The organism is Telmatospirillum siberiense (genome assembly GCF_002845745.1).
In the GTDB taxonomy this organism is placed as follows: Bacteria; Pseudomonadota; Alphaproteobacteria; order Rhodospirillales; family Magnetospirillaceae; genus Telmatospirillum; species Telmatospirillum siberiense.
In genome coordinates, this window is record NZ_PIUM01000004.1 from 20,448 (window position 1) to 41,641 (window position 21,194).

The 21,194-nt window shown below is 62.7% G+C and carries 23 protein-coding genes; 6 read left to right on the plus strand and 17 right to left on the minus strand.

What is annotated here, in order from left to right; all coding sequences use genetic code 11:
• Window positions 1–32: 32 nt before the first annotated feature.
• On the minus strand, window positions 33–1,016 hold the full coding sequence (locus CWS72_RS05125; protein ID WP_101249509.1) for an amidohydrolase family protein: 984 nt from the start codon (window positions 1,014–1,016) through the stop codon (window positions 33–35).
• A gap of 223 nt (window positions 1,017–1,239) precedes the next feature.
• Here CWS72_RS05125 and CWS72_RS05130 point away from each other — a divergent pair, with 223 nt between their 5' ends.
• A complete protein-coding gene (locus CWS72_RS05130) occupies window positions 1,240–2,154 on the plus strand; it encodes a LysR family transcriptional regulator (RefSeq protein ID WP_101249510.1) in 915 nt (304 codons plus the stop codon).
• Window positions 2,155–2,216: 62 nt separating this feature from the next.
• Here CWS72_RS05130 and CWS72_RS05135 read toward each other — a convergent pair whose 3' ends face one another.
• The 16 genes from CWS72_RS05135 to CWS72_RS05200 all read right to left on the minus strand — a co-directional run bounded on the left by CWS72_RS05135 (window position 2,217) and on the right by CWS72_RS05200 (window position 16,941).
• The gene (locus CWS72_RS05135; protein WP_101249511.1) at window positions 2,217–2,624 is read right to left on the minus strand and encodes a PIN domain-containing protein; all 408 of its coding nucleotides are present in this window, start codon (window positions 2,622–2,624) and stop codon (window positions 2,217–2,219) included.
• Window positions 2,614–2,871, minus strand: a complete 258-nt coding sequence (locus tag CWS72_RS05140; RefSeq protein WP_241911592.1) for an AbrB/MazE/SpoVT family DNA-binding domain-containing protein — start codon at window positions 2,869–2,871, stop codon at window positions 2,614–2,616. Before CWS72_RS05140 ends, CWS72_RS05135 begins: the two co-directional genes overlap by 11 nt.
• Window positions 2,872–3,014: 143 nt before the next feature.
• On the minus strand, window positions 3,015–4,523 hold the full coding sequence (locus CWS72_RS05145) for a hypothetical protein (protein ID WP_101249512.1): 1,509 nt from the start codon (window positions 4,521–4,523) through the stop codon (window positions 3,015–3,017).
• Window positions 4,524–5,034: 511 nt separating this feature from the next.
• Complete coding sequence (locus tag CWS72_RS05150) at window positions 5,035–5,982, minus strand: hypothetical protein (protein WP_146002629.1); 948 nt, start codon at window positions 5,980–5,982, stop codon at window positions 5,035–5,037.
• Window positions 5,982–6,176, minus strand: coding sequence for a DUF6471 domain-containing protein (locus CWS72_RS28740; protein WP_420824049.1), 195 nt, complete (start codon window positions 6,174–6,176; stop codon window positions 5,982–5,984). The genes CWS72_RS05150 and CWS72_RS28740 overlap by 1 nt, the downstream gene beginning before the upstream one ends.
• A complete protein-coding gene (locus tag CWS72_RS27680; protein ID WP_158240517.1) occupies window positions 6,163–6,309 on the minus strand; it encodes a hypothetical protein in 147 nt (48 codons plus the stop codon). The genes CWS72_RS28740 and CWS72_RS27680 overlap by 14 nt, the downstream gene beginning before the upstream one ends.
• A gap of 207 nt (window positions 6,310–6,516) precedes the next feature.
• Window positions 6,517–7,398 (minus strand): HNH endonuclease, encoded by an 882-nt coding sequence (locus tag CWS72_RS05155; protein ID WP_241911593.1) that lies wholly within the window; start codon window positions 7,396–7,398, stop codon window positions 6,517–6,519.
• A gap of 198 nt (window positions 7,399–7,596) precedes the next feature.
• On the minus strand, window positions 7,597–7,887 hold the full coding sequence (locus CWS72_RS05160; RefSeq protein WP_101249515.1) for a type II toxin-antitoxin system RelE/ParE family toxin: 291 nt from the start codon (window positions 7,885–7,887) through the stop codon (window positions 7,597–7,599).
• Window positions 7,875–8,162 (minus strand): CopG family ribbon-helix-helix protein, encoded by a 288-nt coding sequence (locus tag CWS72_RS05165; protein ID WP_199175547.1) that lies wholly within the window; start codon window positions 8,160–8,162, stop codon window positions 7,875–7,877. Before CWS72_RS05165 ends, CWS72_RS05160 begins: the two co-directional genes overlap by 13 nt.
• 105 nt (window positions 8,163–8,267) lie before the next feature.
• Entirely contained in the window at window positions 8,268–9,632 is a 1,365-nt protein-coding gene (guaD, locus tag CWS72_RS05170) for a guanine deaminase (protein ID WP_101249516.1), read from the minus strand.
• Complete coding sequence (locus CWS72_RS05175; protein WP_101249517.1) at window positions 9,629–10,486, minus strand: aromatic ring-hydroxylating oxygenase subunit alpha; 858 nt, start codon at window positions 10,484–10,486, stop codon at window positions 9,629–9,631. Before CWS72_RS05175 ends, guaD begins: the two co-directional genes overlap by 4 nt.
• 19 nt (window positions 10,487–10,505) lie before the next feature.
• Window positions 10,506–11,906: an 8-oxoguanine deaminase gene (locus CWS72_RS05180; protein WP_101249518.1), complete on the minus strand. Its 1,401-nt coding sequence runs from the start codon at window positions 11,904–11,906 to the stop codon at window positions 10,506–10,508.
• A gap of 269 nt (window positions 11,907–12,175) precedes the next feature.
• The gene (locus CWS72_RS05185) at window positions 12,176–13,111 is read right to left on the minus strand and encodes an ABC transporter permease (RefSeq protein WP_101249519.1); all 936 of its coding nucleotides are present in this window, start codon (window positions 13,109–13,111) and stop codon (window positions 12,176–12,178) included.
• Window positions 13,112–13,124: 13 nt separating this feature from the next.
• Window positions 13,125–14,177, minus strand: a complete 1,053-nt coding sequence (locus CWS72_RS05190) for an ABC transporter permease (protein WP_101249520.1) — start codon at window positions 14,175–14,177, stop codon at window positions 13,125–13,127.
• Window positions 14,174–15,793 (minus strand): ABC transporter ATP-binding protein, encoded by a 1,620-nt coding sequence (locus tag CWS72_RS05195; RefSeq protein ID WP_101249521.1) that lies wholly within the window; start codon window positions 15,791–15,793, stop codon window positions 14,174–14,176. Before CWS72_RS05195 ends, CWS72_RS05190 begins: the two co-directional genes overlap by 4 nt.
• Window positions 15,794–15,825: 32 nt before the next feature.
• Window positions 15,826–16,941, minus strand: coding sequence for a BMP family ABC transporter substrate-binding protein (locus CWS72_RS05200; protein ID WP_101249522.1), 1,116 nt, complete (start codon window positions 16,939–16,941; stop codon window positions 15,826–15,828).
• A gap of 442 nt (window positions 16,942–17,383) precedes the next feature.
• Between CWS72_RS05200 and CWS72_RS05205 the strand changes: the two genes are divergently transcribed.
• The 5 genes from CWS72_RS05205 to CWS72_RS05225 all read left to right on the plus strand — a co-directional run bounded on the left by CWS72_RS05205 (window position 17,384) and on the right by CWS72_RS05225 (window position 21,192).
• Window positions 17,384–18,112 (plus strand): Rieske (2Fe-2S) protein, encoded by a 729-nt coding sequence (locus CWS72_RS05205; RefSeq protein WP_241911594.1) that lies wholly within the window; start codon window positions 17,384–17,386, stop codon window positions 18,110–18,112.
• Entirely contained in the window at window positions 18,112–18,744 is a 633-nt protein-coding gene (locus tag CWS72_RS05210; protein ID WP_101249523.1) for a glutathione S-transferase family protein, read from the plus strand. Before CWS72_RS05205 ends, CWS72_RS05210 begins: the two co-directional genes overlap by 1 nt.
• Window positions 18,745–18,758: 14 nt before the next feature.
• Entirely contained in the window at window positions 18,759–19,679 is a 921-nt protein-coding gene (locus CWS72_RS05215; protein WP_101249524.1) for a LysR family transcriptional regulator, read from the plus strand.
• A 407-nt stretch (window positions 19,680–20,086) separates the two neighbouring features.
• Window positions 20,087–20,587, plus strand: a complete 501-nt coding sequence (locus CWS72_RS05220; RefSeq protein ID WP_101249525.1) for a thiamine pyrophosphate-binding protein — start codon at window positions 20,087–20,089, stop codon at window positions 20,585–20,587.
• Window positions 20,584–21,192, plus strand: coding sequence for a thiamine pyrophosphate-dependent enzyme (locus CWS72_RS05225; RefSeq protein WP_101249526.1), 609 nt, complete (start codon window positions 20,584–20,586; stop codon window positions 21,190–21,192). Before CWS72_RS05220 ends, CWS72_RS05225 begins: the two co-directional genes overlap by 4 nt.
• Window positions 21,193–21,194: the final 2 nt, after the last annotated feature.

The following is a 21,194-nucleotide window of genomic DNA, read 5'->3' on the forward strand; positions in this document are numbered from 1 at the left end:
GGCGCGTGCCATTCCGTTCATCAACCATCGTCTCATGCGGTGCTCTCACCGGTCAGGCGCCGCCAGTTTCCATGTGCAAATCCGGCCTTTGCCGGCTCGGCGAGTCCACAATTCTCCAGAAACCGCCTCGCATCCCCGCCGGGACGATATTGGTAAGGGAAGTCGGTGGAAAAGAGCAGGCGATCCGTGCCGACAACGGCGGCGGCGCGCTCCAGGTAATGAGGAAGGAACATACCGCTGGCCGTAACATAGAGATTCCGGCGCAGGTACGTCGCGATCGGATGGGCCAGCCCGGACACGCGGTCCATTGCCGCGAGACGCTCGGCATAGAACAGCACCAGCTCGCCCCAATGGCCCAGGATCACCTGGAGATTTGGCATGCGATCGAACGTGCCGGCGAGGACAAGGCGAAGGAACTGGATGCCCGCATCATAGTGCCAACCTAGGCCGTAGGTGGCGAATGCGGCATCGACCTCCGGCTTGAAGCCCGAATAATAGGCCGCCCTGACGGCCATGTCGGGTGCCCGGGGATGGAGGAATACCGGCGCGCCCAAGGCCTCCGCACTCTGGAAAATGGGCGAGAGGGTTGGATGGTCAAGGTTGCGCGCGCCGACCCTGCCGCACAGCATCGCTCCCTTGAAGCCGAGCGTCTTGACACAGCGTTCGAGTTCCAGCGCGGCTTCCTCAGGCATCGCCACCGGCAGCGTGGCCAGAGCCTGGAAGCGCGTTGGATGGCGGGCGATCGCCGCCGCCAGGGCGTCGTTGGCCCGCCGGGCCATGTCGACGCTTTCCGGCCCGAGGTCATGAAGCGCGGGCGTCGTCAGCGACAGGACCTGAACGTCAAGGCCCGTTTCGTCCATCAGGGCGAGCCGGTCCTCGGCGAGGTCGAGCAGTCGGCCCTCGATCGGGCCGGAATGGAAGGCCACGCTCGGGTCGACCGCGTCCAGCCCAATGGCCTTCCACGCGTCGCGTATCTCGGCGGTCAGGAAATGCTCTTCGATACCGATCAATGTCATGAATCACCTCGGTCACCAGGGGTGCGGTTTGCAGAGCCGTCTGGGGGAAGGAGGATCGTGCCGGCAGGGTAGCGTGACGTCGTTGGGTCCATGGGGATGCCTTTCACGAAGGGGGCGGCAACCAACATGATCGATCCATTCGGCTGGCACCAGACGCACAGGATACATAATATAGTTGCATAAGACGCCATGTTATAAGCGGTGAATGAGATAAGGCCTGGCCATGGACGATGTGGATCTGAATCTTCTTCCGGCGCTGGATGCGCTACTCACCGAAGGCAGCGTGACCGGCGCGGCCGGCCGTCTTGGCTTGAGTGTTTCCGCCATGAGCCGGACACTTGCGCGGCTGCGGTCCGCAACGGGCGACCCGCTGCTCGTGCGCGCCGGGCGCGGGCTTGTGCCGACTCCCCGGGCGGCCGAACTGCGCGAGCAGGTTCATAGGCTTGCTCGTGACGCGAGGATGGTTCTGAGCCCGCAGACCAGCCATCTGGACATCGGAACGCTTGAGCGGACTTTTACGATTTGCGCCAACGAGGGGTTCGTTGAACGGTTCTCAGCCTCCCTGGTGGTTGCCGTTACGAAAGCGGCTCCCGGGGTCAGGCTGCGTTTCGTGCCCAAGCCCGTCAAGAGCGCTCGTCCGCTCCGGGAGGGACGGATCGATCTCGAAATCGGGGTGCTCGGAGCATTCGCGCCGGAAGTGCGGGCACAGTCCATCTTTCGGGACAAATTCGTTGGCGCGGTGCGGGTGGGCCATCCGTTGCTGACCGGCCCCATGACCCCCGAACGCTATGCCGCTTGCAAACATGTCGTGGCATCGCGCAAGGAGACCTTTACGGGACCGGTTGACGAAGCCTTGGAGGTGTTCGGCCTTAGGCGGGAGATCGCGGCCGTCGTCCCCGGATTCCCCGATGCCCTGCGCATCACGCGCCAGTCGGACCTGGTTGCGCTGGTGCCGCGCTCCTGTCTCGGCGGCGCCCTGACGAGCGTGGAAGGGCTTGTCGGCTTTGAGCTTCCCGTCCGCACGCCTGAGATCACGATATCAGCCATGTGGCATCCTCGAATGGACGCCGACCCGGCACATCGCTGGCTGCGTGACACGGTGATGGGACTGTGCCGTGCGGCGACGCCACCACATTAAAGAAGAGAGCCGGCAGGCTTTGCCGGCGACCCGAGGCCACTCAATGAGGGTCCTTTTGTCTTTCAGCCCGCAATGCGAAACGGATTGACGATTCGCAAGCCCTCGTCGAACTCCATGCCGTGCTGCATATCCTCCGACCATAACCCATCGCAATCGGCTTGGAGGGCCGAAGCGACGATCATCGCGTCGTAGGTGGAGAGAGTGTAGCGCTTGGCGAGCGCGAGCCCGGTCTCGTGGGTCTCGACGGTGATCGGTTGGACGGTCAGCAGGCGGCGCAACACAGACAGAAAGCTGCGGGTGTCCGGCCACGTCAGGCGCATCTTGCGGCGCGCGACATTGGTCAGTTCGTTCAGGACCTGGACGCTGATCACGCCGCCGTTGCCGATGATCGCCTCCGCACGATCCGCCTTCACGGAATCGCCGGACGCGATATGGACAAGGACATTGGTATCGAAGAAGCTACCGGGCATTTACCTCATCCCGGTCGAACTTGAAATCGGGCGGTAGGCGACCACGGAAAGCGCGAAGCCGCTTCAGCAATTCATCGCGGCCCGGCTTGCGCGCGACGCCGAGATCCCGCAGGTCGGCGACATGGATTTCGATCTCGTCGCCTTCCTTCAGTTCAAGCGCTTCGACCACGGCGGCGGGGAGGCGAACCGCGAGACTGTTGCCCCATTTGGCGACCTGCAAGGCATTCACCATTCTATGGATAGACATTAGAGAAAATGTATATCTTGCAAGAACTCGGATCAAGGGCCGAGCATCGAGCGCTTTGCGCCCATACTTGTCATTCGAGACGATCGTTGGCATACCGCGAAAACAGACATACACCGCAGGTCAAAATCCTGCCCCTGGCCGCCTCATAATCTGCTGGCAACGAATATGCGCAGTTTTGGTCCGGCAAACTCGCTGAGTGCACCCTGATAGATCTGTACCTGCCGTTGGTCGCGACAAGAAATCAGCAAGCTCTTACCAGCCTGAAGCAGCGAAATGAGTTCAGGATGGACAGATTGTTTCTTCGAGCATGTGTAAACATCACCCGCCTCATAAAATAGCGTTTCGCAATCCGCATTAAATGCGAAAGCGGGCGCCGCAGCCCCCCCTTTAAAGCCGGAAGGAACGAGCATACAATTTCTTTTTGCGTTGCGAATTTCCGTGTCCAATAAGGCGAGAACAAATTTGTAAATATTTCCACGATGTTTCGTGCTAGACTGCGAGAGCGTAATCTTTCCCTGCTGAAGAAAGATTTGGTCTAGTTCCTTCCAGGCAGATGCGCCGCCGCGCGTCCCGGCCAGATCCAGCGGGCTATAGGCCGTCCCGTCGTCGGTGAGTGTGACGCACGTCTCGGTGAACGAGCAATTCGCGTAACTCGCGTCGCCATGAATGAAGGCATTTTGCGCTAACTCGGCGATCGCGACTGCTAATACCTCGGCTAAAATGCCATCCGCATCGCGATCCGACGCATAGCCTGAGAGTCGCTGAATGAGTTGTGGCACCTGAGCATTCATGGCGTCCATTATGGCGTTGCGTTCACCCGCCGGCCGCGAGATGCGAATTGCTTGACCGATCAACGCGTCAGTAAGGCGATCTGCCGCGGGATCATGTCGCGGCTCCGCGAGTTGGTATTCCTGTGTAAGAGCATCAAGCACAGGGGCAATAAGACTCGCAGCAGCCTGTGCTGCGTTCGATTGGCGCTCTCTTCCCACCTCATGGCCGCCATCGTCAGAAATCGCCTTGACGAGAAGCCAGGGTATCTCAAGATCACGGACAACATCGAATGCTTCCATCTCGCCGCCCAGGATTTCTGGTAGCTGAGCGATGATGTCGTCGCGCTCGTCGTCGTCTGCAAGGTAGAGCTCAGCAGAGGCAAGAGCTCCTGTTAATATTTTTCCACCATTCGTTAGGTCTGGCAACAGGACTATACAATTATCAATAGAAGACAGCGGGCTTTTGCAAGGAACGGCTCGCCTGCTTCGTTCTCCCTGCTTCACGCTTAGATAATTGATATTTTGAATTTGAGAAGAGACAAGGATATCGTTCGCCTCCACTCTTTCAGGATTACCCCAAGCGAACCCAACTATGATGACGAGTTGGGGCTGCGGCCTTGGCGGCTGCGTAATCCACCGGCAAATCGATCCGATCGAATCCCGGCCTTGCGCGCCGGCTGAACCGTTAAGATGAATACAGAAACGGCTACCGATCCTTCCGATCCGCGCTCCCCTGCAATCATGATAAATGATTGCTGGAGCATCATCAGCCAGGACGGCGCGCACAGCGTCTTGCTCAACGCTATTAGTCGTGAGCAGAAGCACGTAGTTATTATCGAGCGCAACCTTGCTGCAGATTATGTCGATCGGTTGCTTGGACATACAATATCCTATGAAAAAATAACTCCGGCTATGCTCTTCTTTGTCGGGGGAGCAGCGCGATTAGAGGCTTCGTATTAACGGCGGGGCCCGGACGGCGGAGCCGGTTGTATCAGTCATGCCGGCATCTTGCCATCAGTCAGAGCCCCAGGATAGGGGATCAGTGACCAAAAAGGGCCGTTTGTAATGGGATGTAAGTCATAATCCACCACGACAGCGCGCATTCAATGGGATGGTGCGCGCTTGCTCACCAGAATGAGGCTGCGTTACACCTCGAGTTGGTTGGTTGCGGGCACCCGATTGGAACTTACGCGAATATGCCTGCCTCGCGCCGATCACGGTCGTTCTGGAGCAAGATCGCGGCGTCCGGAAGCGGTCATTGATATTTCCGGTATTATGTAGCAAGCGCCACAAGCGCTACCTCCATACCCGCACTGCGGCGGCACGTCGACGCTGACTCATCGTAAGCGTAGTCGCCGCAATTGTATTTCTGATCGGCATCCCGATCGAAACCTTAATCGGCATATCCCCCTCCTATTGCTGCGGGATCAAATCCGAAATTTCGTTTATCGATGTCGCCAAGCCATTTTCCTTTAATGAGTATACGGGGAGTCGCCTCGACAGCGGGATTTTTAATCCGCAAGTAATACGATTCCGCGGTGCAATGGATAGTTGCGTCTCTGGCGGACTGATAGGTCACATGGAGAACGAGCATGCCACCGGTGAAGAGAGGTTCTTTAGCGCTACCGATATGTATTTCCTCCACGTTAGGAAATTTGGATGTCAGAGCAGTTTCAACGTCCTTTGGGTCGTTGGGGAACAACGTATTTCCAATGGATTTGGCGGAATCAGCATCGGGCAGCCTGGCAGTCAGACAACTCTTCTGAGCAATATTTGGCTCTTTAATCATGTTCATGAAAGCGTCAAATGTCATTGGTGTGTAGTCATAGTATGGGGAGATAACATTTGTAGCAGGAATGGTGCCGATATTAACTATCTTATAGCGGACCGGGAGAATAACATTTCCGCTTCTAACGTCTGTGGCCATGGGGTTGTTAGGAACAACTGGATTGCTAATTTTAATCCATGGGCGTTGTTCGTCTCTCATTTCGTCAATTTGACTTCTCATTACTGAGAGTTGCGCATTCATTGCGGTGATGGTTTTTTTAGTGGATTCGCTCGCCTCACGAATAGTTTTCTTCGTGTCGATATGCGCGACGCGCATGGAGGCGAAGGCAACGATGGCAGCGACGAAGAGGCCGATGATAGTCAGCCATTCCCGAAAGCATTTTTGCTTGTCGTCGGAACGCTGCTTCTTTGTGTAGGCGCTTATATGGTGGCGAAGGCGGTCAAGCGCAGAGACTATTGGTACATAGTGCTCGTACTGCTTGCGGTCCCAATATTTGGATTGGACCTTCTGTTGCTTTTTGAGGTTTCCGGACTGCCGGTGATGTGGTGGCATTAGCATCCACGGAGAATGCAGGAATCACCTACACTTCGTCTATTCGAATATGCTCCCGTACCAATAGCCTTCATTGCCGCCAAAAAGAACCACATTGGGAAGGCTCCATGGCTGATTTTCAAAGTTATTGACGGGGCAGTCTCGAAAATCCCCATCTCGGTTGGCCACCGCGCCAGCTCATCATAACCGCCCATCCATTTTCAGCACGGCGTCAATGTGGAACAACTCGGCGGTAAGCCGGTCGATCTGGCTTTGCGCCTCGATGATCTGCCCAGCAACGGTGCTGCGGTTCTCGTGGAGTCCCAATATGATGAAGGTGTTGCTCATACTGGATATTTTAGGAAGCCCAGGGGTTAGCCAGCAATATCCTGCTGGTGGCGCTTGCTACATAATACCGGATATTTCTGGTTCCTCGGCTCGGTATTCTCGACCGGCTGGCCAGCGGGAACGCACTCCGACCCCTTAAATTCCAGCAGCCGTCACTGGAGGCACATGACGAACCTGCCGTATGTGCTTCGTTGAATGACTGGATGTTCATTGCTTGAAGCAGTTTTCCCGATGCCATGCCAGAAACTGCGGATGAGGGCGATCTTTTAGATTGATCGGCGGCGCCGCATAACCCGACCGGTTGATGAAGGTGCGAACGCCATCAGGATCATTGGCTTGGCGTGAGATCAGAATTTGCAGATCATCGCCAAGGCTGATCAGACCCCGGTCAAACATCCAGTGGGCTGTTCCCGAAAGGGCCAGACCGTTGTGAACCGTATCGGGGCCATCAGCCTCTACCGGCCGGATATGTGCTGCATTCACTTCGGCGCGACCGCCACCATTGATCAGCTTGAGGCCAGTCACGGCACAGCGCTCGTCATAGGCCCGCAGCACGATCCTGCGGAAGACGCGATCCCGCACTGCGCGCGAAGTTAGTTGTAGAACTCGATCGCGCTGCGTTTCGAACACAAATGGCGCTTGGCTTTCCTCCAAGCCAGCCGGCTGGTCGAGGTCTCCCTCACGCGGTAGGAGTGGGGCGCGATCCTCAAGACCGCGATTAACGATCCGATTGAAGTCGGCATCAGAGATTGGCCGTACCGCCGATTGGGTACGACCTGAAAGCCTACCCCCATCATTCAGCAGGCCGCGCTCGATCGGTCCTTCAACGTCGTTAAATGGAACGGGGTTAGCAAAATCGAGATAGGTATTGGGTTCAATCAGCGCGAGATACATCTCCGGCGCTTTCGGATCGGGAATGATCTGTTGCACGCGGGCGACCGCGAAATAGCCGCGTGATGCCGGTACTTTCCTTGGTTCGAGATAAATAATCCAATCACCGGCGCTCTGTTTGGCCCGATCGAGATATTGCTTCGGAAATTGGTATTGCACGGCCGGGCTGTCGTCGTAGATCGAATCCGAACGATGCATGAAAACACTATGAGGCATAACGCGAGTATAACCCCGCCGCGAAGCCATCACCATAGCCCATCAATTCTTCACGATAGGAGTTCCGGTGGCACTGCACTGAATTTAGAGGTCCGATGTGACGCCACCATCTCCCAAACCCGCCCTTCCGCAATCGGCGCAACCCGGCCGTTAAACGACGCGTGCGACTCCGCTCACCCCTCAGAATCCCGCTTCCTTTGTGTGTCGCACGGCCAGGACGATGACATCCCGCCCATCATAATGATAACGCGCGACGTAACCGCCTTCGCCAAACTCGACGAGCCAATCACGGAATTCCGGCTCCATGTCGTCGACGGGCCGGCCGATTTCGGGATGCGCCGCCAAGGTCTTCACGCCATCGCGGATCGCCCGCACGGCGCGCGACGCGGCCTCCCGGCTTTTCGGCCTCAGAAACGCGTGGAGCCGCGCGATGTCTCGCAACGCCTGCGGCGACCAGATCAGCCGTGGCATTCAGGGGGAGGGGGATCGACGTCCTCGCCATCTTCAAGCCTGGCGAGCCAGGCGTCGGCTTCGGTGGCCGTGACATGCAAGCCGGTCGCCTGATAGTCGTTCCAGGCCGCGATGGCCGACTGTCGAAACTGTTCACGCTTTTCTTCGCGGTCCACATATTGTTCGATGGCTTCGCGCATGATCCAATGTGCCGAACGGCGCCTTGCCTCGGCAAGCCGCCGTATCTTGCCCTTTATTTCTTCGTCGAGTTTCAGGCTTGTCGTCGATGCGGCCACAATGCGGTGCTCCCAGGTGTTACCTTGGATCACTATATTGATTTTCCCAGGCTGATTTCAACGTTGCCGGGCCTCAAATCTTCCGTCCGGACGACGCCTTTTCTTTCACACCACCTGCCGGCCGCCCACCCAGACTTTCGCGATGTTGGCCTTCGACGCCGTATAGACGATCTTCTGGAGCAGATCCTCTCCCTGATCCAGGCCGTCCCACAGACGGATGGCGCCGGCTGGGGCTTCGGTGTCGATGGCCAGGGCGTCGAAGTGCTGGCCGGCGGTGAAGTTGCCGACGGGCAGGTCGAGGGCGATGCCGCCGCCGGTGGTGGCCAGATAGAAGGCGTCGCGGAAATCGATGCGCATCCCGTTTCGCCGGCCGCGCGTTCCGGCCGGCAGGTCGGGGTCGGTTCCGCTGTCGATCATGCGCGAGACCATCACCGCGCCCCGCATGGCCTCGAACAGCGAGGCGCCGGGGCCGCCCGAGATATCGGTGCCCAGGCCGACATGCAGGCCCTTTTCCAAGGCCGCCCGCAGGGGAAACACCGCGTCGGCGAAATAGGCGTTGGACAGTGGACAATGGGCGACGGCGGCGTGGCGGGCGCGGATGGTGTCCATGTCCGCCGCCGTCAGGAAGACGGAATGGGCGAGCACGCTGCGCCGTCCCAGAAGGCCGAAGCGGTCGAGGCTTTCGGTGTCGGTCACGCCATGCCGCGCCAGCACATGGGCGTGTTCCCAGTCGCTTTCGGAACAGTGGGTCTGCACATGCAGATCCGAACCATGGGCCAGGGATCCCAGGGCCGCCAGGGTTTCGTCGGTGCAGGCGGGGATGAAGCGCGGCGTGATCACCGGATGGACCAGGCGCTCGGCATTGTCCGGATGGGCACGGATATAGCCGATCAGGTCCTCGGTGCCGCGCAGGGCGGCGTCCGGCGAGGCGTCGCGGTAGGTCTCGGGACAAAGGCCGGGATGATCCATCGCCACCTTGCCGATCAGGGCGCGCTGGCCGCGTTCGAGGCAGATGTCGGCCAGAAGGCGGCTGGCCGGTTGATGGATCGTCGCGTAATAGAGCGCCGTGGTGGTGCCGTTGGCCAACAGGTCCTCGACCAGCAGCCCGTAGCCGCGCCGGGCGAAGGCAAGATCGGCGTATCGGGATTCCAGCGGAAAGGTGTAGCGGGTGAGCCAGGTCTCCAGGGGCACGTCCAGGGCCTGCCCCAGTTGCGGATATTGGGGGGCGTGCACATGCAGATCGATCATGCCGGGCAGCAGCAGGACGCCGGCGGGCAGGCGGTCGAGCCGGCCCGCCTCGTCGGCGGCCCGACGCCGCTCAAGATAGCCGTCGTCTTCGGGCCGGGTCAGCGCGGCGATCCGTCCGTCGGCGCCGATGCGGATCAAGGCGTCACGGAATTCCTCCACCCCGGTCCGTTCCGGCATGTGAAAGCCGGAGGCGAGAAGGGTTCTGTCCCGCAGGCCGCTCATGCCGCTTGCAGGGTCGTGCCGTAGCGCAATCCCTTCTCCTTCAGCCAGCGGCGGTAGGTGGCCGAGGTGGCGTCGGCGCGGGCGGGCATTTCGGCGCGGGGTCCCAAGGGCAGCAGCAAGGGGCGCTGATTTTCCAGAATGATGCGGTCCTGCAGGAAAATAAGCTGCTGGAAATGGATGAGGTCGGCCAGCGGCGAGGCGTCGTCGATCAGGAACATCACCGGATGGGCCCGGCAGCGGTCTTCTTCCAGCGGCTGGACGAACAGGCAGATGATATCCTGGCGGTCGGCGGCGTTGGGGCAGGTCTTGTAGAGGATGACCGCGAAGGGGTTGAGCACCCGGTAGACATAGTGGGTCATGATGCCGTCCTTGGCGGAAAGCGCCGCCTGCGGCTGGTAGAACCGGCAATCGGTCGCCCACACCTCGTCGACGTCCCGGCGGATTTCCGCCGTGTAATGGTCCACCTCGGTATGGGGCTCGACGCCCAGGATGTTGGTATGCACGAAGGGAAAATGCGCCAGATCGAGGAAGTTCTCGACGATGCGCGGACCCGACGACCTGACCGACACCGCGCCGCAGACGACGGAGCGGCGATCGGCCTCGAAGGCCTCGGGGATCGACGACAGATCCGCCGCCGGGGTTCCCAGCGTCGTCCACAGATAGCCGTAACGCTCGCGGGTGGGAAGGGGGGCCGGGCGGCCTTCGGCGGTGACGGCGATGCGTCCCGCCTCATCGCGGGCGATCGTGAGATCGACGCCCAGCAGGCGATTGGGCATGGCGCCGGGGCCGATGTCCTGCAGGGCCTCGAGGCAATACCATTGGTCGAGGGCCGTCCTGTCCGCCGTTTCGCTCATCGTTTGTCTCCGTCGCCGGTCATGGGGTGTAAAGCCGTTTCATCACCTTGCGGTGCGCCGCCAGGGCGCCGTCCAGGTCGAAGTCGCGGAAGGCGCCCCGGGCGATGATTTCGCGGCCGTTGATGAAGGAATAGTCGACCCGGAACGGTCCGCACATCACCAGCGCCGCCAGCGGATCGCGTTCGGTGCCGGACAGTCCCAGTTGGTTGAGCCGGACGGCGATGAAATCGGCGCTCATGCCCGGCGCCAGGGCGCCGATGTCGTCGCGGCCGAGCAGGCCGGCGCCGCCGCGCGTGGCCAGCCTCAGCGCCTCGCGGGCGGAAAGCGCGCTCGGCGTGCCGCCGAAGCCGCCGCGTCCGCCCGGCGCCTCGGACAGATAGCGCTGCGGCGCGACCCGCTGGAGCATCATGGCCTGCCTGGCCTCCATGAAGATGTTGGAGGTGTCGTTGGACGCCGAGCCGTCGACGCCGAGGCCGACCTTGACGCCGCCGTCCAGCATCTCGCGAACCTTGGCGATGCCCATGCCGCAGCGCATGTTGGCGGTCGGACAATGGGCGACGCCGGTGCCGGTTTCGGCGAAGCGGCGGATTTCGTCGCTGGACAGGAAGATCGCATGGGCGAACCAGACGTCGTCGCCCAGCCAGTCGACCGACTGGGCGAAATCGACCGAGCGCATGCCGTAGATTTGTTGGCAGTAGGTTTCCTCGAACAGATCCTCGGCCAGATGGGAGTGCAGGGTGACGCCGGGATGCCGGCGGGCGAGGGCCGCCGCGTTCCGCATCAGCTCGGGCGTGACCGAGAACGGCGAGCAGGGGGCCAGCACGATGCGGCTCATCGCATGGCGCGAGGCGTCGTGATAGCGGCCGATCAGCCGTTCGGCGTCGGCGAGGATGGCGTCTTCCGTCTCGACGCAGGCGTCCGGCGGCAGGCCGCCCTGGCTTTCGCCCCGCGACATGGCTCCACGGGCGGCGTGAAAGCGCAGGCCGATATCGCGGGCCGCCTCGATGGTGGCGTCCAAGGTGCAATTGTTGGGCAGGATGTAGAGGTGATCCGAACTGGTGGTGCAGCCCGAGGCGATCAGTTCGGCCATGGCGACGCGGGCCGAGACGCCGATGGCCTCGTCGTCCAGCGCCGACCAGATCGGATAGAGGGTTTTCAGCCAGACCAGCAGCTCCTCGTCCTGGACCATCACCCGGGTGAGGTTCTGATACATGTGGTGATGGGTGTTGATCAGCCCCGGCAATACCACATGGTCGGACAGATCGAGCACGCGGTCGGCCGCGCGGCCGGCCAGTTCGTCGGTGGTTCCCACCGCCTCGACGACATTGTCGCGGACGAGGATCGCCCCGTCGGCGATCTCGCGCCCCTCGTCGTCGAAGGTCGCCAGCCGGGCGATGTTCTTCACCAGCAGCGTCGGCATGGGAGTCCCTCCAGTGTACCGGCGTCCCTGCCCATAGACGCTAGCATAAGAAAAATCTTCCCTCGCCCGCTTTGCGGGAGAGGGGGCGAGCGAAGCGCGTGGGGCGAGGGGACTTACGCGCGTCGAGCGCGGAAAAAGTGTGCAGAAACAAACAAGTCCTTATGTCGCGCCGACGCGCGCACCCCTCACCCGCTCGCTCACGCTCGCCGCCCTCTCCCGCAAGGGGCGAGGGCTTTATGGGAGGTCGGCGCCACTGCACGTCCATCGGGTTAACGCACATCGCGGAAATAGGGCAGGCCGAGGGACGCCGGGGCGGCCATCAGCCGGCGCATCTTGTGCCAGGCCAGCACCGGCACGATGATCAGGGCGATGGTGCCGAGATAGGGCAGCATGGAAAGGATCGGCGCGGCGATCGGCCAGTTGCGGGCCTGTCCGACGAAACCCAGCGAGGTGATCAGGCCGAACAGCAAGGCCACCATGACGGCGTTCAGCGGGCGATAGCCGCCGAAGATGACCAGCGCCACGGCGATCCATCCGCGTCCGGCGATGACGCCCTCGGACCAGGAGGGGACAAAGGCCAGCGTCAGATAGGCCCCGGCGCCGCTGGCCAGGGCCGAGCCGGCGGCCACATACCAGAAGCGGATCCGTTGCACCGGGATGCCGGCGGCGTCGGCGGCGGCGGGATCCTCGCCGACGGCCCGCAGATTGAGGCCGTGTCGGGTGCGGAACATCAGGTAATGCAGGGCGAGCGGCAGAATGATGTAGATCAGATAGATCAGCACGTTTTGCGAGAAGACGGCGGGGCCGATGACGGGGATCTTGCTCAAATAGGGCACGGCGACGGGGGCGAAGGTGGCCGGCGCCGGCATGCCGGAATAGGCCTTGCCGATGGTGGCCGACAGCCCGGTGCCCATCAGGGTCAGGGCCAGGCCGCACAAGACCTGGTTGGCCCGGATATAGACGGTGGCCACGGCGAAGATCATGCCGGCGAACAGGCCGACGCCCAGCGCCAGGGCGAAGCCCAGGGCCGGATTGGGGTGGGCCACGACGGTGGCGATGGCGGTGATGGCGCCCAGCGACATCAGCCCCTCGACGCCGAGATTGACCACGCCGACCCGTTCGGCGAGCACCTCGCCCAGGGCGGCCAGGGCCAGCACGCCGCCGGCGAGCAGGGATGTTTGAAGAAGGCCGGTGATCAGATCCATGTGGGGACAATCCTCAAACGCTGGCCGTTTCGTTGCGGACGAAACGGTAATGGGAAAGCTCGTCGCCGATCGCCGTGAAGAACAGGATCAGTCCGGTGATGGCGAGAACGGTCGAGACGTTCAGGCCTTGCGTCTGCAAGATGATGCCGGAATTGAGGATGATGCCCATCAGGGCGGCGCCGGCCAGAACGCCTAGCGCCGACCCCCGGGCCAGCACGGCGACCATGATGCCCAGATAGCCGAAGTTGTTGGAGATGCCGCCCTGCAGCCGGTGCACGGTGCCGACCACCTCGAACATGCCGGCGATGCCGGCGATGGCGCCCGAAAGCAGCATGACCAGGATGAGATGGCGCCGGAAGGGCATGCCGGCATATCTGGCGGCCTGGGGATTGGACCCGCTGACGCGCACCTCGTAGCCCCAGCGGGTGAAGCTCAGGCCGGCCGCCACCAGGACCGTCAGCAGCACGGCCAGGGGGAAGCCCCAATGCACGGCGCCCCAGAATTCCGGCAGTTCGCAGGGCAGCCGCGCGGTGGTGGCCAGGGCATGTCCGTCGGGATCGAGCCAGGGACCGGTCGAGACGTAATAGACCAGCAGGACGGCTACGAAATTGAGCAGCAGGGTGGTGATCAGCTCGCTGACGTCGGCATAGGCCCGCGCCAGCGTCGGCACCAGGATCCAGGCCATTCCGCCCAGCCCGCCGGCGACGAAGGCGAGCGGCAGCAGGACGAAATCGGGGGCGGGAACGAACAGGGCGACGCCGGTGGCGGCGAAGGCGCCGGCATAGAATTGTCCCTCGGCGCCGATGTTCCAGGCGCCGATGCGCAAGCCCACGGCGACCGACAGTCCGGTCAGGATCAGGGGGGTGACGAGAAGCCCGACATCCTCCAGTCCGAAGCGCGATCCGAAGGTCGATTTGACCACCTGGGCGACCAGCTTCAAAGGGTCGGCGCCATTGGCGGCGAGGATGACGCCGGCGGTCAGCAGCGCCAGCAGGATGGCCGCGGCGCGGGCGAGCAGGGCGACGGTGGGATGGGCCGACGGCAGGCGTTGGATGCGACCGCTCACGATGTGATCTCCCGGGATGTTTGGGCAAGGGCGCCGGCCGGCCGGCCCCCCATCATCAGGCCGATGTCCTCGATGGCGCTTTCGGCGGTGTCGAGCACACCCATGATCTCGCCGTGGAACATCACGGCGATGCGGTCCGAAAGATTGAGCAGCTCCTCCAGCTCCTCGGAAATCAGGATGACGCCGACGCCCTGGTCCCGAAGCTCGACGAAATAGCGCATCATGGTGTTGATCGCGCCGACGTCGAGACCCCGGCTCGGATAGGCGGCGATCAGCACCTTCGTGGCGATGCGCATCTCGCGGCGCGCCACCAGCCGCTGCTGGTTGCCGCCCGACAGATTGCGCACCGGCATGGAAAAATCGGGAACCGTGACCGCCGCCGCCGCCGCGATGGACTGGGCCAGGGCGGTGGCCGCTCCGGGGCGGAACCAGCTTCCGATGGAGACCGGCGGCTTCTTATATTCGCGGATGACCGTGTTGTCGGTAATGCTCAAGGCCGGCGCCAGACCGCTTTTCAGACGATCCTCGGGAATGTGGCCGATGCCGGAGCGGGCGATCTCGGCGCCGCCGGCGGCGGAAAAATCCCGGCCGTCGACGAGGATTTTTCCCGACAGCGGCTTCTTCATGCCAGTCAGCACCTCGCTCAATTCCTTCTGGCCGTTGCCGGCCACGCCGGCGATACCCAGGATCTCTCCGGCGTGGATATCGAGGGACACCTTGTTGAGCGCGACATTGCCGAAATCGTCGCGGACGGTAACCTCGCGCAGGCTGAGCACCGGTTCGGCCGAGATGGGGGCCGCCTCCGCCTTCCGCGCGCGCAGATCGCTGAGCACGATCTCATGTCCGACCATCAGATTGGCCAGCATCGCCTGGTTGCAGTCGGCGGTGGCTTCCGTGGTCACCCGCCGCCCGCCCCTGAGGACGGTGATGCGGTCCGAGATCTCCAGGACCTCGTCCAGCTTGTGGCTGATGAAGATCACCGCGTTGCCGCGCGAGACGAACTCCCTCAACGCCCTGAACAACTCGCGCGCCTCGGCCGGGGTGAGGACCGCCGTCGGTTCGTCGAGGATGAGCACGCGGGCGTTGCGGGCCAGCACGCGCAATATTTCCACCCGCTGCTGCTCGCCGGTGGACAGATCGCCGACGCGGGCTTCGGGGCGCACCGCCAGATTGAGCGCGGCGGCCAGTTCGGCCGTCCGCGCCTCCAGCGCCTGGGCGCTGATCCGCTTCGGCGTCTCCGCCCAGCCGAGATGGATGTTCTCGGCGACGCTGAAGGCTTTGACCAGCTTGAAATGCTGATGGACCATGCCGATGCCGGCGGCGATGGCGTCGACCGGAGAGGCGAAGATCTTCGCATAGCCGTCGATGATGATCTCACCGGCATCCGGCTGGTAGATGCCGGTGAGAATGTTCATCAAGGTGGATTTTCCGGCCCCGTTCTCGCCAAGAAGCGCATGGATCTCCCCCGGCATCACCTCGATATCGACGTCCTGATTGGCGATGACGCCGGGGAAATATTTGGCGATCCCCTTGAGATAGACGATAGGCGGGGTGCCGGGCGCGACCTTGGCGCGCCCGGTTTCGAAAGATCGTCCGGTTTCGGAAAATCCATGCATCGGCGTTGCATCTCCGGAAGAGGCCAAGGCGATCAGAGTCCCTTCACCCCTTCGATCGACCAGTTCCAGTTGTAAAGCTCCTCCTCGGTCATGGTCTTGCCGGCGGCAACGCGCACCGCGCCCTTGGAATCCTTGATCTCGCCGGTGAACGGGCTCCATCCGCCCAGGATCTTGTCGCGGGCCGCGTCGGCCTGCTTGCGGACCTCCTCGGGCACCGTCTCGCCCCAGGCGTCGCGGTCGACGCCGGCCCCCATCGCCAGGATCGGCGTCGAGGGAACCCAGGTGCCGGCCAGCCGCTGACGGACCTGTTCGACGTAGAATTTCTTGAAGTCGACGACGATGGAGCTGATGTAGCCCTTCGGTCCGTAGCGGCGGATGTCGGTATTCCACATGACCGCCTTGGCGCCGCGCTTCTCGGCGACCTGGAGATAGCCGGCCTCGTCCATGATGCCGAACAGCAGGTCACAGCCGTTGTCGAGCAGCGCCGTGCCGGCCTGCGTCGCCGCCTGGGGATCGAACCAGGAATTGATGGCGATGGCCTGCAGCGTGGCATTGGGATTGACCGAGCGGGCCCCCATCAGGAAGGCGTTGGTGCCGGAATAGACCGACGGCACGGGGAAGGAGGCGACATAGCCCAGCTTGCCGGTCTTGCTCATCAGGCCGGCGGCGATGCCGGTCACGTAGGTCGGATACCAGTGGGCGACGTAATAGGTCCCCAGATTGTCCATCGGATGGCGGCCGTCGCATTCGAAGAAGGCGACGTTGGGCGAGCGCTTGGCCACGTCATAGAGGAAGTCGCCGTAGTTCGAGGTGGCGAAGACCATGTTGGCGCCCTCGGAGACGAACTGGCGGAAGGTGCGCGAGGCGTCGGCCGAATAGGGGATGCTTTCGACGAAGATCGTCTTCAGCTTGGGGAAGGCCTGTTGGACGGCCTTCATTCCCTGGTCGTGGCTCCAGGTCCAGCCTTCGTCGGTGACCGGGCCGGTGTGGCCGAAGGCGATGACGGCGTCCTTCTCCGCCACCGGGGCCAGCGGTTTGGCCGCCGCCAGGGCCGGACGGATGAGCCCGCCCGGCATCATCAGGCCGGCGCCGGCCGCGACCCCCAGATTGAGAAAACCCCGGCGGGAGAGGTTGCGCAAATCGATCATTGATATCCCCTCTGACTGTTGACGTTGGCGGTGACCGGTTTTGACCTCGCGTTCGACTCCGCCCCTATTCTGGAATGGTTCTAGCAAAAGCCGCGCCACACGGAGGAGCGGTGCGGGGAGGCGGCGATGGACCGGACCTCCCTCCGGCGGTTCAAAGCGGGTGTCCCGAACATCCGGGCTCCGGTCGACGTTATCGCCCGGCATGCGGTGCCGCCGCGATGGGCGTGAAGCCTCAGTTTGTTCCTCGGCAACGAACTGTTCCAGAGATGCGATGTCCCGAATAGGGCAAAATATATGACGATGTTGTTGCGTCTTGTGCAACGCTTGACGCCCCCGGTGCCGTGGGCTAAGAAGCTTATATGCACAAAAAGAGTGCATGCTTAAATTTTAAGCATTTGCCTTGTTGGGCGGCAGGAGAGTTCGGCTCGAACGGGAGTTACCGATGGATATGCAAGGTCACTGGTATCCGGTCTCATTGGCTCATTCGGTCGAGCCGGGAAGCGCCGCGGGCGTCCGTCTGGATGGGCGGGAATTGGTGGTCTGGCGCGACGGGGAGGGGGGCGCCCATGTCTGGGAGGATCGCTGTCCGCATCGCGGCATGCGCCTCAGCCTGGGGTTCGTCCGCGAGGGCCGGCTGGGGTGTCTCTATCACGGTTGGGAGTTCGGCGCGGATGGGCAGTGCTCCCACATTCCGGCCCACCCCGACAGCCAGGTGCCGAAGGCGATCCGGACCCGGCCCTATCCGAAGGAGGTGCGTTTCGGCATGATCTGGACGGCACTGTCCGCCGAGCCTCCGCCGCCGCTGCCGGAGGACGCCGCCGAGATCACCCCGGTGGCGAGCCTTTATCTCGATTGCGCCGCCGCCGCCGCGCTGTCGGCTTTGCGGGCGAGCCGCCTTCCGCCGTTCCGGGCGGGGGATCATGACGCCGGGACCGTTTTCGAAACCGTGGCCCCCACCTTGTTCCGTCTGTCCGCCGGGAGCGAGAGCATTCTCGTCGGCCTGCAGGCCGTCGCCGCCGAACGGACGGCCCTGCATATCGTTATCGAGGGGCCCGGCGTCGTCTATGCGGGGCAGGGACAGTCCCATTTCCTGCGCTGGGCGCAGGAGTTGCGCCATCGCATCGAAACACCGTCCTTGAATTCCGCCAACCGCCCCGGGGAGGCGCCGTGATGCCCGATCTCACCCTCTACAACTACGATCTCGACGAAAGCTGTTACAAGGCCCGCCTGCTTCTGTCCTTCCTGGGGCTCGACTGCAAGATCGTCGCCGTCGATGTCTTTCCCGGCCGGGAGCAGACGACGCCGCCCTTCCTGGCGCTCAATCCCCTGGGGCGCCTCCCCATCCTGACGGACGGCGATTTCGTCCTGACCGGGACCGAGGCCATCCTCGCGCATCTGGCGCGCGCCCATGATCCGTCGGAGCGGTGGCTGCCGATGGAGGGCGAGGCTTTCGCCCGGGTGATGTCCTGGCTCACATTCTCGGCCCGCGATCTCGACGTGACCATCACCGCCCGGCAACGCTCCCTGTTCGGCCCGCCGGGCGATGAAACATCCCTGGTCGCGGCCTCGCGCCGGCTGTTGCGGATCATGGACGAGCATCTGCTGGCCCGTGGGTACACGGGTGAGGAGTGGTTCGCCGCGCCGCATCCCACCATTGCCGATATCGCCCTGTTCCCGGCTTTCGCCCTGAGCCGGGACGTCGGCATCGACCACGACGAATATCCGGCATTGCGCCGGTGGAGCCGCCGTTTCCGGGGGCTTTCCGGTTTTCGCGTCATGCCGGGCATTCCCGAATATTTCTGAAGGAAGGCCCCGCCATGGATCCTTACCGACTGGGACTGGTTTCGCCCCGCATCCATTATTTCCAGCTCGTCGCGCGGCTGGGCTCCATCCGGCAGGTGGCGCAGATGCTGAACGTCGCGCCGTCGTCGATCAGCCGGGTCATCAAGAGCCTGGAGGAGGAACTCGGCACCCGTCTGTTCGAACGGGTCCGCCAGCGGCTGAAACTGACCAGCGCCGGCGAGTTGCTGCTCTATCATGCGCGGGCCAGCAGCGCCGAGTTGAACCGCGCCTGGTCCGAGATCAACGAACTGCACGGGCTGCATCGCGGCACCGTGTCGGTCGCCGTCATCGAGAGCGTGGCGCGGGGACTGATCCCGGCCGTCTTGCAGGAATTCTGGGCCCGCCATCCGCATATCACGGTCGACGTCAAGGTCGCCGGGTCGCAGCAGGTCTGCGATCTGGTGACGGCGGGCGATTGCGATCTGGCGGTGGCCTTCGACGTCCGCGTGCCGCGCAATGTGCGCAAGGCGGCCACCGCGCAATTGCCGTTGGGCGTGCTCGCCCGTCCCGACAGCCGTTTCGCCGGCAAGAAGGAATTGAAACTGTTCGATCTGTCGGGTGAGCGGGTCATCGTTTCGGACAGCAGTCTGACGCTGGGGATTTCCGTCGAGGATGCCTTCAGCCGCTCGCTGATCGATCTGGCCCGGCGCTCCAGGACCAATTCCATCGGCCTGATGGTCGACATGGCCAAGATGAACCTGGGCACCGTCCTGCAAACCCGAGTGGGGATCGAAAACGAGATCGCCGAGGGGTCGCTCACCTTCATTCCCCTGCGCGATCCGAAGATCAGTCCCCGGCGATTGATGCTGCTGGCCCGGTCGGAAAAGGAAATGTCCGACGCCGCCTCGGCCTTCGCCGCCCTGCTGGCCCAGGCGATCGAGAGGCTGAAGCGTTAGGGCATGTGGACGGGGTTATCACGGTCGCCTTCTTGATGGGGGTCCCTTTGCCTCTGGTTGCCCAATGGCATGAAGGAACCCCCTGATATTTTGAACCACCAAGACACCAAGGCACCAAGGCGTTTCGGGAAATGTCGGGCGACAGTTATGGGCATCAGCGCCGCAGGCCCCGTTTGCCCAATACCGAATCGGTGCCGGGACGGTGAATGCCTGCGGCGCCACCGCTCCCTTGGTGTCTTGGTGTCTTGGTGGTTCAAAAGTCCGGATGGTTCCCCGCCACTCATCCGGGGTGACGACATCGCATGCGCAACCAGGTTGTTGCATTAGACGCATCAAGTTCATCGGAAATAAGCGTCTATGCAGAACATCTGCACTTTGGGAACCTGTTCCTGCAACGGAGGACCCGGATGAAGCAAAGCGCAGTGGACGCCGTGATTCGCGGCTTGAAGAGGGCTGGGGTGAGCCTGGTGTGTTATCTGCCAGATTCGCTGTTCAAGGAGCTGTATCCGGCGCTGGACGCCGATCCGGACATCCGGACCGTCCGCGTCACCAACGAAGGGGAGGGGGCGGCCATTTGCGGCGGCGTCTTCCTGTCGGGCAAGCGTGCCGCGCTGGTCATGGAGAATTCCGGTTTGCGGGCGTCGGTCGAACCGCTGGCCCGCATGGGGCTGGGGGCCGGCATCCCGGTGGTCATGCTGATGAGCTATCGCGGCGAGACGGGGGAAAACAACTGGTGGGCCATTCCCCACGGCATCACCATGGAGCCGGTTCTCGACGCCCTGCGCATTCCCTATCAGGTGGTGCGGGACGAGGAAAAGATCGAGCGGGCGATCGTCGATGCCTATAGCTGGTCCTACGCGGCCTATTACCATTCGGCGGTGGCCCTGGGCGGCGAGGTGGTGCGATGAAGCGGTTCGACTGCATGAAGGCCCTGGCCGGCCGTCTCAAGGACGAACTGGTCATCCTGTCCCTGGGCGGCAGCGTCGACGAATGGTACAACGCGGCGCCCCACATGCGCGAAGCCAGCCTGTTCCAGCAGCAACTGGGCTGCGTGACGGCGCAGGCCTTCGGACTGTCCATGGGCTTGCCGCATCGCCGCGTCGTCTCGCTCGATACCGACGGCGGCATGCTGTTCAACCTCGGCATCCTGGCCACGCTGGGCAACGAACAGCCGAAAAATCTGTTCGTCGTCGTCTGGGACAACGAATGCTATCAGTCGATCGGCGGGCCGCCGACCCACACCGCCTTCGGCCGGGTCGATCTGGCGGCCATCGCCCGCGGCGCCGGCATCGAACAGGCCTACACCGTCCGCGATCTCGACGATTTCGACGCCCATTGCGCCAGGGGGCTGGCCGCCGCCGCCCCTTATGTGATCGTCGCCAAGGTCTCGGGTACCGTGCAGCCGGGCATCCGGCGCAAGCACAGCGACGGGCGCGAGGATAAATACATCTTCGTCCGTCATGTCGAAGCTTCGGAAGGGATCGTCATCATGGGCCCCAGCGAGCACAATTGATC

Bases quoted from the DNA above. Each gene is read 5' to 3' on its own strand.
- CWS72_RS05125 (WP_101249509.1), bottom strand. From the start codon at position 1,016: ATGACATTGATCGGTATCGAAGAGCATTTCCTGACCGCCGAGATACGC.
- CWS72_RS05130 (WP_101249510.1), top strand. From the start codon at position 1,240: ATGGACGATGTGGATCTGAATCTTCTTCCGGCGCTGGATGCGCTACTC.
- CWS72_RS05135 (WP_101249511.1), bottom strand. From the start codon at position 2,624: ATGCCCGGTAGCTTCTTCGATACCAATGTCCTTGTCCATATCGCGTCC.
- CWS72_RS05140 (WP_241911592.1), bottom strand. From the start codon at position 2,871: ATGTCTATCCATAGAATGGTGAATGCCTTGCAGGTCGCCAAATGGGGC.
- CWS72_RS05145 (WP_101249512.1), bottom strand. From the start codon at position 4,523: ATGTCCAAGCAACCGATCGACATAATCTGCAGCAAGGTTGCGCTCGAT.
- CWS72_RS05150 (WP_146002629.1), bottom strand. From the start codon at position 5,982: ATGCCACCACATCACCGGCAGTCCGGAAACCTCAAAAAGCAACAGAAG.
- CWS72_RS28740 (WP_420824049.1), bottom strand. From the start codon at position 6,176: ATGGGCGGTTATGATGAGCTGGCGCGGTGGCCAACCGAGATGGGGATT.
- CWS72_RS27680 (WP_158240517.1), bottom strand. From the start codon at position 6,309: ATGAGCAACACCTTCATCATATTGGGACTCCACGAGAACCGCAGCACC.
- CWS72_RS05155 (WP_241911593.1), bottom strand. From the start codon at position 7,398: ATGCATCGTTCGGATTCGATCTACGACGACAGCCCGGCCGTGCAATAC.
- CWS72_RS05160 (WP_101249515.1), bottom strand. From the start codon at position 7,887: ATGCCACGGCTGATCTGGTCGCCGCAGGCGTTGCGAGACATCGCGCGG.
- guaD (WP_101249516.1), bottom strand. From the start codon at position 9,632: ATGAGCGGCCTGCGGGACAGAACCCTTCTCGCCTCCGGCTTTCACATG.
- CWS72_RS05175 (WP_101249517.1), bottom strand. From the start codon at position 10,486: ATGAGCGAAACGGCGGACAGGACGGCCCTCGACCAATGGTATTGCCTC.
- CWS72_RS05180 (WP_101249518.1), bottom strand. From the start codon at position 11,906: ATGCCGACGCTGCTGGTGAAGAACATCGCCCGGCTGGCGACCTTCGAC.
- CWS72_RS05185 (WP_101249519.1), bottom strand. From the start codon at position 13,111: ATGGATCTGATCACCGGCCTTCTTCAAACATCCCTGCTCGCCGGCGGC.
- CWS72_RS05195 (WP_101249521.1), bottom strand. From the start codon at position 15,793: ATGCATGGATTTTCCGAAACCGGACGATCTTTCGAAACCGGGCGCGCC.
- CWS72_RS05200 (WP_101249522.1), bottom strand. From the start codon at position 16,941: ATGATCGATTTGCGCAACCTCTCCCGCCGGGGTTTTCTCAATCTGGGG.
- CWS72_RS05205 (WP_241911594.1), top strand. From the start codon at position 17,384: ATGGATATGCAAGGTCACTGGTATCCGGTCTCATTGGCTCATTCGGTC.
- CWS72_RS05210 (WP_101249523.1), top strand. From the start codon at position 18,112: ATGCCCGATCTCACCCTCTACAACTACGATCTCGACGAAAGCTGTTAC.
- CWS72_RS05215 (WP_101249524.1), top strand. From the start codon at position 18,759: ATGGATCCTTACCGACTGGGACTGGTTTCGCCCCGCATCCATTATTTC.
- CWS72_RS05220 (WP_101249525.1), top strand. From the start codon at position 20,087: ATGAAGCAAAGCGCAGTGGACGCCGTGATTCGCGGCTTGAAGAGGGCT.
- CWS72_RS05225 (WP_101249526.1), top strand. From the start codon at position 20,584: ATGAAGCGGTTCGACTGCATGAAGGCCCTGGCCGGCCGTCTCAAGGAC.